General features: G+C 60.1%; 10 protein-coding genes. 4 read left to right on the top strand and 6 right to left on the bottom strand.

Features of this window, described 5'->3' with window-relative positions:
- Positions 1–155: 155 nt before the first annotated feature.
- Positions 156–794, bottom strand: coding sequence for an ATP-dependent Clp protease proteolytic subunit (locus tag AC6RA8_RS11110; protein WP_500352818.1), 639 nt, complete (start codon positions 792–794; stop codon positions 156–158).
- A gap of 133 nt (positions 795–927) precedes the next feature.
- On the opposite strand from AC6RA8_RS11110, the gene AC6RA8_RS11105 reads away from it, so the two are divergent.
- Complete coding sequence (locus tag AC6RA8_RS11105; protein ID WP_500352817.1) at positions 928–2,157, top strand: FAD-binding domain-containing protein; 1,230 nt, start codon at positions 928–930, stop codon at positions 2,155–2,157.
- A gap of 1 nt (position 2,158) precedes the next feature.
- On the opposite strand, the gene AC6RA8_RS11100 is transcribed toward AC6RA8_RS11105, so the two are convergent.
- Positions 2,159–3,295, bottom strand: a complete 1,137-nt coding sequence (locus AC6RA8_RS11100) for a zinc ABC transporter substrate-binding protein (protein WP_500352816.1) — start codon at positions 3,293–3,295, stop codon at positions 2,159–2,161.
- 102 nt (positions 3,296–3,397) lie between these two features.
- Between AC6RA8_RS11100 and AC6RA8_RS11095 the strand changes: the two genes are divergently transcribed.
- From AC6RA8_RS11095 to AC6RA8_RS11085, 3 genes are read left to right on the top strand one after another with little or no spacing between them, the layout of a single operon-like run.
- Positions 3,398–3,883 carry a transcriptional repressor gene (locus tag AC6RA8_RS11095; RefSeq protein WP_500352815.1) on the top strand — a complete coding sequence of 162 codons (486 nt, stop codon included), beginning with the start codon at positions 3,398–3,400 and terminating at the stop codon, positions 3,881–3,883.
- The gene (locus tag AC6RA8_RS11090; RefSeq protein ID WP_500352814.1) at positions 3,874–4,620 is read left to right on the top strand and encodes a metal ABC transporter ATP-binding protein; all 747 of its coding nucleotides are present in this window, start codon (positions 3,874–3,876) and stop codon (positions 4,618–4,620) included. Before AC6RA8_RS11095 ends, AC6RA8_RS11090 begins: the two co-directional genes overlap by 10 nt.
- On the top strand, positions 4,613–5,404 hold the full coding sequence (locus AC6RA8_RS11085) for a metal ABC transporter permease (protein WP_500352813.1): 792 nt from the start codon (positions 4,613–4,615) through the stop codon (positions 5,402–5,404). Before AC6RA8_RS11090 ends, AC6RA8_RS11085 begins: the two co-directional genes overlap by 8 nt.
- Positions 5,405–5,412: 8 nt before the next feature.
- Here the strand turns inward: AC6RA8_RS11085 and AC6RA8_RS11080 are convergent, their stop codons facing one another.
- From AC6RA8_RS11080 to AC6RA8_RS11065, 4 genes are read right to left on the bottom strand one after another with little or no spacing between them, the layout of a single operon-like run.
- A complete protein-coding gene (locus AC6RA8_RS11080) occupies positions 5,413–6,102 on the bottom strand; it encodes an ABC transporter ATP-binding protein (protein WP_500352812.1) in 690 nt (229 codons plus the stop codon).
- Positions 6,099–6,854 (bottom strand): ABC transporter ATP-binding protein, encoded by a 756-nt coding sequence (locus AC6RA8_RS11075; protein ID WP_500352811.1) that lies wholly within the window; start codon positions 6,852–6,854, stop codon positions 6,099–6,101. Before AC6RA8_RS11075 ends, AC6RA8_RS11080 begins: the two co-directional genes overlap by 4 nt.
- Positions 6,847–7,830 (bottom strand): branched-chain amino acid ABC transporter permease, encoded by a 984-nt coding sequence (locus AC6RA8_RS11070; RefSeq protein ID WP_500352819.1) that lies wholly within the window; start codon positions 7,828–7,830, stop codon positions 6,847–6,849. The genes AC6RA8_RS11075 and AC6RA8_RS11070 overlap by 8 nt, the downstream gene beginning before the upstream one ends.
- A complete protein-coding gene (locus AC6RA8_RS11065; protein ID WP_500352810.1) occupies positions 7,830–8,747 on the bottom strand; it encodes a branched-chain amino acid ABC transporter permease in 918 nt (305 codons plus the stop codon). Before AC6RA8_RS11065 ends, AC6RA8_RS11070 begins: the two co-directional genes overlap by 1 nt.
- Positions 8,748–8,761 lie beyond the last annotated feature (14 nt).

The raw sequence follows: 8,761 nt of genomic DNA, 5'->3' as shown, positions 1-8,761 counted from the left end.
TCCCGGCAGATGCCGCCAATCCAGGTGCCGGAAGTCTCCGGCGCGCCCCGCGTTGGCCGTCAGCTTAGGACAGGCCCGCGGGGTCCACAATCGTCTTTTTGTCTGACCTCGCGGCCAAATCACGCACCTCGTGAGGTGCGTGACCATTTGATTAATTACTCATCGTCACCAGACTTGGAGCGCTCTTCTACGATCTCGTCGATATGCCCCCAATCCTTGGCTTCTTCCGGGGTCATCCATGTATCGCGATCCAGCGCTTGCTTGACTGTGTCGTAATCCTGCCCGGCATGCTTGACGTAAAGCTGGTACAGCCGCTCGCGCGTCTGCTCGATATGACGGGCAGAGATCAGGATATCAGCCGCCGTTCCCTGCGACCCGCCTGACGGCTGGTGCACCATGATTTCCGAATTGGGCAGGGCAAAGCGCATCCCCGGCTCGCCACCGATCGCGATGACCGATCCCATCGACGCGGCCATTCCGCAGATCAGCGTCGACACTTTGGGTTTGATGTATTGCATCGTATCATAGATCGACATGCCCGCGGTCACTTCGCCGCCGGGAGAATTGATATACATGCTGATTTCCTTGGACGGGTTTTCCGCTTCAAGGTGCAAAAGCTGGGCCACGACAAGATGGCTCATGCCGCTGTGAATCGGGCCGTTGATGAATACGATCCGCTCCTTCAGGAGGCGCGAAAAGATGTCATAGGCCCGCTCGCCCCGGCTGGTTTGTTCAACCACCATGGGCACCAGGTTGTTGGTGAAATGTGCGTATTGGTCGATGGGATCGCGCATAATGTTCTGCCTCGTCAGACTTCCGCGAGACCATACCCGCAGAGAAGTTACCCGAGTCTTAGTATCGGCTTTCGGGGGCTGCAAGGGCACGCGGACGCTTGAAGCGGTGGTACGGCCACCTAGCTGGGCGTGCATGACCGAAGCTCTGACACGATTTCCCCCGACCCGCACCGCAGCACTTGAGCGTTTGAACAGGTTTCTGCCCCATGCGGGACGTGATTATGCGGCACGTCGGAACTATGACTTAGGCCGCGACGGGCACGATGGCGTGTCGACCCTATCGCCTTACATCCGCGCGCGCCTCGTGACAGAAGCTGAAGTTCTGGAAGCAACCCTGGCCCGTCACAGCGCAAAGTCCGCGGAAAAGTTCATTCAGGAAGTGTACTGGCGCACCTATTGGAAAGGGTGGCTTGAACTGCGGCCCGCTGTTTGGGGCCAGTACAAAACCGCTCTCAAGGGCGCGCTCGACCACGTCCAGACACAATCCGGTCTGCGCGACAGGTGGGAGGCCGCGTGCAAGGGTGAAACGGATATTGAGTGCTTCAATAATTGGGCACAAGAGCTTGTAGAAACGGGATATTTGCACAATCACGCACGGATGTGGTTTGCGTCCATCTGGATCTTCACCCTGCGTTTGCCATGGGAGCTTGGTGCTGATTTCTTCCTGCGGCATCTGCTTGATGGTGATCCGGCCTCCAACACACTCAGCTGGCGGTGGGTGGCGGGTATCCAGACGCCGGGCAAGATCTATCTGGCACGCACCTCGAACATCTCGAAATACACCGAAGGGCGCTTTGCCCCAAAATGGCAACTGGCCGGAGAAGCACCAGCCCTATCCGGACCGCCCAAACCCGACATCATGCCGCTGCCCGACGGGGATTTGGTCGTCCCTACAACGCGAACCGGTCTGATCCTCCATGACGATGATCTGAGCCCCGGGTTCATTCTGGATGCAGGCATCGCCACTGTCGCGACAGCGGTTGTTACCACGCGGTCCGGCCTGTCGCCTTTGGCCATCGCGGATCATGTGACCGCGTTTGCGCAATCTGCGGCCGAAGATGCAACAAGCCGTTTCGGTGCCCGTCTTGGGGCTGTTTCGCAGGTCTCAGCCACGGCAACCGCTCTGGCATCATGGGCAAGGGACGCCAGCTTGGACCAAGTCGTGACCGCTTACGCGCCGGTTGGGCCGACGGCAGATGTATTGAACCGTTTCTCGGCGACCGATGGCACCCCACAATTGCGCAAGGTGCGACGTGCTTACGACAGCTCCGCCTGGCCCCATGCGACCCACGGATTCTTTCGCTTCAAAGACAAGGTCCCCCAGTTTTTGGGGGATCTTCAGGGAATACGGGCCGCGGAGTAACCTACTTCAAGCAGGTCGCAAGTGATGTGGCCATGTTGCGGATCAGCGTGGCATATAGGTCGGGGCCGGTTTCAATAGACACGCCAAGCGGATCAACTTCGCCCATGTTTACATCGCCCAGCGCATTGACGATGCCGGGATTGAACTGTGGCTCAGTCAAAGTGCAGACAGCATCAAGCGCTTCGATCTCCTCGCGTAACTCGGCAAGGCGCCGTGGGCTTGGATCTTCGGCGTCCGAAGCGGAAATCGCACCCACAGCGGTAATCCCGAAGCGCGTTTCAAAATACTGATAGGCGTCGTGAAACACGATGAATGGTTTATCAGCGGACGGTTGCAGCTCTTGTTCAACCTCTGCGATCAGTGATGTGATCTCGCTTTCAAAGGATGCGGCATTATCGGCATAGGTCTGTGCGTTGTCCGGGTCGAGATGCCCAAGTTCTTCGGCAATGGCTGCTGCCCAGATCACGGCGTTTTGCGGGTCGAGCCATGCATGCGGGTCCACACCGTCCGCATGGGCGTGCCCATGATCATCATGACCGGCTTCTTTATGGCCGTGATCCTCATGCTTGTCCTCGTCATGGGCATGCTCCTCATGCTCATGCCCATCATGTTCATGGCCCGCTTCCTCGTGCCCATGATCATCGCGCTTGTCATCATCATGACCGTGGTCATCATGCGCATGCTCTTCATGATCATGCTCATCATGGCCAGCCTCTTCGTGATCATGTTTTTCGTGATCGTGGTCGTCGTGGTCTTCTTCCCCATGGCCATGGTCATGCGCGGCAAAGGTCGCCCCTTCACGAATGTCCATACGGAGAGTGGCAGGCAGCTCCATCAATTCGATAGTCTCGGCCGCCGCGCCAAGGGTATCGATAGGTCCCTCCAGCCAAGGGGTTAGGCCGTGCCCCATCCAGACGATCAGATTGGCTTCATCCAGCGCTCGCGCTTCGGACGGGCGCAAGCTGTGATCGTGTGGGGATGCGCCTGCTGGAACAATCAGGTCCGGTGTACCTACCCCTTCCATGACAGCCGCCACAATGCTGTGCACCGGTGCAATATCCACCGCTACACGCGGCACATCGGCCAGTGCAGTTGTGCCAAGCAAAACAGCCAGAGTTGTTGGAAGAAGAGTGCGCATCATTGCCCCCGAACTGATATGTTATAACATTCAATCAGGGTTGCTATACGTCATGGTATAACATATCAACCCCCAAATCTGACGGCACAGCCCCGAGGCCCCATGCCCACTCTTGGCTTTCACAAACACGACCACGCAAGTTGCATCAGTTCGACCTTTGAGCGGGCAGAGGCGCATTGTGTTGAGCACAATCTCAAATTCACGCCAGTCCGTAAACGCACATTGGAAATCCTGCTGGCCGAACACCGGGCGCTTGGCGCCTACGATCTGCTGGCTATCCTGTCGAAAGAAGGGTTGGGAACAGCGCCGCCCGTCGCCTATCGCGCATTGGACTTCCTGACCGGTGCTGGGTTTGCCCACAAGATCGAAGGGCTGAACGCCTATATCGCCTGTGCCCATCTGGGCGAGGATCATTCCCCCGCCTTCCTGGTGTGCACCCGCTGCAAGACCGTGGCCGAGGCCGATACATCCGCGGACAAGGGCCGTTTGGGACAGGCTGCCGCCGCAACCGGGTTCCAGATTGAAAAGACAGTGATAGAGGCCATGGGCATCTGCCCTCAATGTGTGGAGGATGCCCCATGCGCCTGATGACCGCCGAAGGGCTGACACTGGGGCATGGAACGAACCCTGTGCTCCGCGATGTCGATTTCCATATCGACCGGGGCGAGATCGTCACGCTGGTCGGCCCCAACGGATCGGGCAAATCCACACTGGTCAAAGGGCTGATCGGTGCGATCCGTCCGCTCAAGGGGCACGTGAGCCAAGTACGTGGACTGCGCATCGGTTACGTGCCGCAGAGCCTCCAAATGGATGGTTTTTTGCCTCTCACCGTTTCACGCTTCTTGTGTCTGCCACACCGGCATTCGGGTGACGCCATGGCCCGCGCCTTGCAAGAGGCAGGTGTGCCGGATCTTGCGAAACGGCAGATGCGCGACCTGTCCGGCGGGCAATTTCAGCGTGTTCTGCTGGCGCGCGCCCTGCTGATGGAGCCCGACCTGTTGATCCTCGACGAAGCGACCCAAGGTCTCGACCAACCGGGGGCCGCCGCTTTTTACCGCCAGATCGCCGATGTGCGTGACCAACTGGGTTGCGCGGTACTCATGGTCAGCCACGATCTGCACGTGGTTATGGCCGCGTCCGACCGGGTGCTGTGCCTGAACGGCCATGTCTGCTGCCAGGGCACACCCGATGTTGTGCAGGACGCGCCCGAATATCGCGCGCTGTTCGGAACAGGCACGCAAGGGGCTTTCGCCCTTTATCGCCACCAGCACGATCACCACCATCATCACGACGAAGACCACCGGCACGACCACGAAAATGCTTGACGATTTCCTTGTGCGTGCGGGCCTTGCCGGTGTCGGCACGGCCCTCGCCGCCGCCCCGCTTGGTTGTTTTGTCGTGTGGCGCCGCATGGCCTATTTCGGCGACGCGACGGCCCATGCCGCATTGCTGGGCGTCGCCTTGTCCCTCGCTTTTCAGGGGCCCATCATGATCGGCGTGCTCGCGACGGCACTGATCATGGCGACACTTGTGCAATCCCTATCCGGTCGTGGATTGGCCGAGGATACTCTGCTGGGCGTGTTGGCCCACGCCGCCCTTGCCGTGGGCCTTGTCGCCGTATCCCTACTATCGGGCGTGCGAGTGGATCTGATGAGCTACCTCTTCGGAGACATCCTTGCGGTGTCCAAAACTGACCTTGCCCTGATTTGGAGCGGTGCTGCCGCGGTGGTCGGCCTGATCCTCTGGCGCTGGCAGAGGCTGTTGACGGCCACGCTGAACCCCGATCTTGCGCAATCCAGCGGGATTTCGGCCCGGACCGAGCAACTGGTGCTCACCCTCGCTCTTGCCCTGACCGTGGCCGTGGCCATCAAGGTGGTCGGCGCCCTTTTGATCGGTGCACTTCTAGTTATCCCGCCTGCCGTCGCACGTCCGCTGGCCCGCACGCCCGAGGTCATGGCGCTGCTCACAGCAGCCATTGGCAGCCTGTCCGCTCTCGGCGGTTTGGGAGCGGCGTACCAGTTCGACACACCAACTGGACCGACCATTGTATGTGTCGCTGCTGGGTTATTCGTGATCACAACCCTATTTGGTGCTCGCACGCTTCGATAGCGCATAGATCAAACACCCAGATAGGTGGTTGCGACCTCTCCGGACACGTCTGCCATCGCCCCCTTCCAAACGGAACGGCCGCGTTCGAGGATTACCGCCCGGTCCGCGATCCGGCTCAGTTCTGCCAACGACTTGTCCACCACTAGCAGCGAAAGCCCGGTATCCCGGCGCACAGCATCCAGCGCCGCCCAGATCTCTTGCCGCACAACCGGCGCGAGCCCCTCGGTCGCCTCGTCCAAAAGCATCAGGCGCGGGTTGGTCATCAGTGCGCGACCAATGGCGAGCATCTGCTGCTCACCGCCGGACAGGTGCCCCGCCATCTGGCCCGACCGTTCCGCCAACCGGGGAAACAGACCGGTCACTTTTTTCAGATCCCATGGCCCGGGACGTGCTGCTGCGAGCAAGTTCTCGCGCACCGTCAGCCGGGCAAATACACGCCGCCCCTCGGGCACCAGTCCCAGGCCAGCACGCGCCGCCAAATGCGATGGAACGCGCGCCATGTCCTGCCCATCGAACTGAGCAGCCCCTCGCGAATGTTTAATCAACCGGCAGATCACGCGGATCGTCGTGGATTTTCCCATACCGTTGCGGCCCATCAGCGCGAGTACCTCGCCCTCCTCCACGGTCAGATCAACACCAAACAGCGCCTGCGCCGCGCCATAGGCCGCTTCGATGCCCTCCAGACGCAGCAAGCTCATGGCGCGTCCTCGTCGCCCAGATAAGCTGAGCGCACGTCCGCGTTGCTGCGGATGTCTGCAGGCGTACCTGTCGCTATGACCTTGCCAGACACCAGTACCGAGATGCGATCTGCGAGGGCAAAGACAGCGTCCATATCATGCTCGACCAATAGAATGGGTGCTTCGCTACGCAAACCGTCGAGAAACCCGGTCATGCGGGCGGATCCCTCGCCCCCCAAACCTGCCATGGGTTCGTCCATCAGGAACGCCTTGGGGCGCAGGGTCAGCGCAACAGCCACCTCGAGTAAACGGCGCTGCCCATGGCTTAACTCGCCAACGCGCACATGCGCCACGTCAGACAGGCCGACACGCTGCAGCGCTTCTTCGGCCCGCGCGCGCGCAATACTATCCCGCATGATTGGCCGCACAAAGCGCCAGACACTGCGCGATGCTCCGACGGCACCCAGAATGGTATTCTGTAGCACCGTGTTTTCCATTGCGAGTGCGCTGATCTGAAACGTGCGGCCAAGGCCCGCGCGCGCGCGTTCTGCGGTCCGAAGGGGCGTCACGTCCTGACCGGCAAAAAGGATACGTCCCGCATCTGGCATCAAGCCGCCTGCGACCTGTTGGATCAAAGTCGATTTGCCTGCACCATTTGGCCCGATCAGCGCATGAATCTCCCCGGGCAATAAGGTCAGCGACACTCCGTCGGTCGCACGCAAGGCGCCAAAGGACTTGGACACCGCCTGAATATCCAGAAGTGGATCAGCCATGCTGCCGACCTCGCCCGGCCAAGGCGCCAATGACGCCGCCCCGCGCAAAGAGCACCACAAAAAGCAGGATGGCGCCCAAGTAGATCAGCCAGAATTCACTGACCCCGCTCAGCAGATGCTCCAGCAGCACAAACAGACATGCCCCGACCACCGGCCCGAACAAACGGCCAATGCCGCCCAACACGATGAAGACAATGAACTCCCCTGACATCTGCCAGCTGAACATCGTCGGCGACACAAAGCGGTTGAGGTCCGCAAACAGTGCCCCCGCCAGCCCGGTCACGGCACCCGAGATGACAAAAGCCACGAGGCGCAGGTGGAACGGGCTGAGGCCCACGGTCTCAACCCGTACCGCATTCTGCCTCGCAGTGCCGAGCGCCAAACCAAAGGGCGACCGCTCGATCCGCCCCATGATGAACAGCACAACAGCCAAAACGGCAAACACGAGGCCAAAGAACTGGATTGGATCAAGTGTGTTGAGGCCCGGAAAGTTGTTGCGGACGTAAATGCTCAACCCGTCCTCGCCGCCATAGGCGGGCCAGGAGATGGTGAAATAGTAGAACATCTGTCCAAAGGCGAGCGTGATCATGATGAAATAGACACCCGCCGTGCGCAGCGCCAGAAGCCCGATCAACAGGGCTGCGAGGGCGCTGACGACAACGGCCGTCAGCCAGATTACGGGCATCGACTTGGTGCCGTCGATCACAAACAGCCCAAGGTCAAGCGGCGCATAGCTTTGCGCGTGGCTCGCCAAAATGCCCATGGCATACCCGCCCAGCCCAAAGAACACTGCGTGTCCAAGGCTGACCAATCCGCCCAGACCAAGGGCGAGGTTCAGTCCAACAGCAGCAAGGGCAAGGATTGCCGCCCGCGTCGCAAGTGTGATCGTAAACGGCTCGTCCAGCGCAAGCGCAATGGCGGCAACCGCAGGCAACGCTAGAAAGACTAGGGTGTTTAGTACCGTCTCGCGCTGCATCATGCCGTCCCGTAGAGGCCCGTGGGGCGAAAGATCAATACCACCGCCATCAGGATATAGATCGACATGGACGCCAGCGCGGACCCAACGGAGGTCGCGGCAGATGCATCCATCACACCGCTTAGCGCAAGTGGCAGCAGAACGCCGCCCAGCGTATCGGTCAAACCCACAAGAAGCGCACCAACCAGCGCACCCTTGATGGACCCGATCCCTCCGATAACGATAACAACAAAGGCAAGAATAAGAACCGGCTCACCCATGCCGACCTGCACGGACTGAATGGCTCCAACCAAGGCTCCAGCCAACCCCGCCAGCGCGGCGCCCAACGCGAAGATAAGCGTGTAGAGCTTTGATATGTCGACACCAAGAGCCGCGATCATCTCGCGATCACTCTCGCCCGCGCGGATTTGAATGCCGATGCGAGTGCGCGCGATCAACAGGAACAGTGCACCGGCGATGACCAGCCCAACACCGATGATCAGCAGCCTATAGGCTGGGTACTGAATGCCGCCCGGTAGCGTAACCGGCCCTGCCAAAGCTGATGGTACATCTAGATAAAGCGGAAAGGACCCGAACGCCCAACGCGTCCCTTCCGACAAGATCAGGATCAGCGCGAAGGTCGCTAGCACCTGATCCAGATGATCCCGATCATAAAGGCGTCGGATCACTCCCACTTCAATGACGGCACCCGCAGCCGCAGCCGCAATCAGGCTTGCGCCCAGAGCGAGGACAAACGACCCCGTCGCTCCGGCAACCGCAGCCGCCGCAAAGGCCCCGATCATGTAGAGCGAGCCATGTGCCAGATTGATCAGGCCCATGACGCCGAAAATCAGCGTCAATCCAGCCGCCATCAGGAAAAGCATGATACCCGATTGCAGCCCGTTCAGCACCTGCTCGATCAACAGAAGCGTCGTCATCCGCCCCGTCTTGC

The organism is Tateyamaria sp. (assembly GCF_059783535.1).
Note: the sequence above shows the minus strand (reverse complement) of the source record. Positions and strands in the feature narration are given on the sequence as shown.

Bases quoted from the DNA above. Each gene is read 5' to 3' on its own strand.
- AC6RA8_RS11095 (WP_500352815.1), top strand. From the start codon at position 3,398: ATGCCCACTCTTGGCTTTCACAAACACGACCACGCAAGTTGCATCAGT.
- AC6RA8_RS11105 (WP_500352817.1), top strand. From the start codon at position 928: ATGACCGAAGCTCTGACACGATTTCCCCCGACCCGCACCGCAGCACTT.
- AC6RA8_RS11080 (WP_500352812.1), bottom strand. From the start codon at position 6,102: ATGAGCTTGCTGCGTCTGGAGGGCATCGAAGCGGCCTATGGCGCGGCG.
- AC6RA8_RS11110 (WP_500352818.1), bottom strand. From the start codon at position 794: ATGCGCGATCCCATCGACCAATACGCACATTTCACCAACAACCTGGTG.
- AC6RA8_RS11090 (WP_500352814.1), top strand. From the start codon at position 3,874: ATGCGCCTGATGACCGCCGAAGGGCTGACACTGGGGCATGGAACGAAC.
- AC6RA8_RS11075 (WP_500352811.1), bottom strand. From the start codon at position 6,854: ATGGCTGATCCACTTCTGGATATTCAGGCGGTGTCCAAGTCCTTTGGC.
- AC6RA8_RS11065 (WP_500352810.1), bottom strand. From the start codon at position 8,747: ATGACGACGCTTCTGTTGATCGAGCAGGTGCTGAACGGGCTGCAATCG.
- AC6RA8_RS11100 (WP_500352816.1), bottom strand. From the start codon at position 3,295: ATGCGCACTCTTCTTCCAACAACTCTGGCTGTTTTGCTTGGCACAACT.
- AC6RA8_RS11085 (WP_500352813.1), top strand. From the start codon at position 4,613: ATGCTTGACGATTTCCTTGTGCGTGCGGGCCTTGCCGGTGTCGGCACG.
- AC6RA8_RS11070 (WP_500352819.1), bottom strand. From the start codon at position 7,830: ATGCAGCGCGAGACGGTACTAAACACCCTAGTCTTTCTAGCGTTGCCT.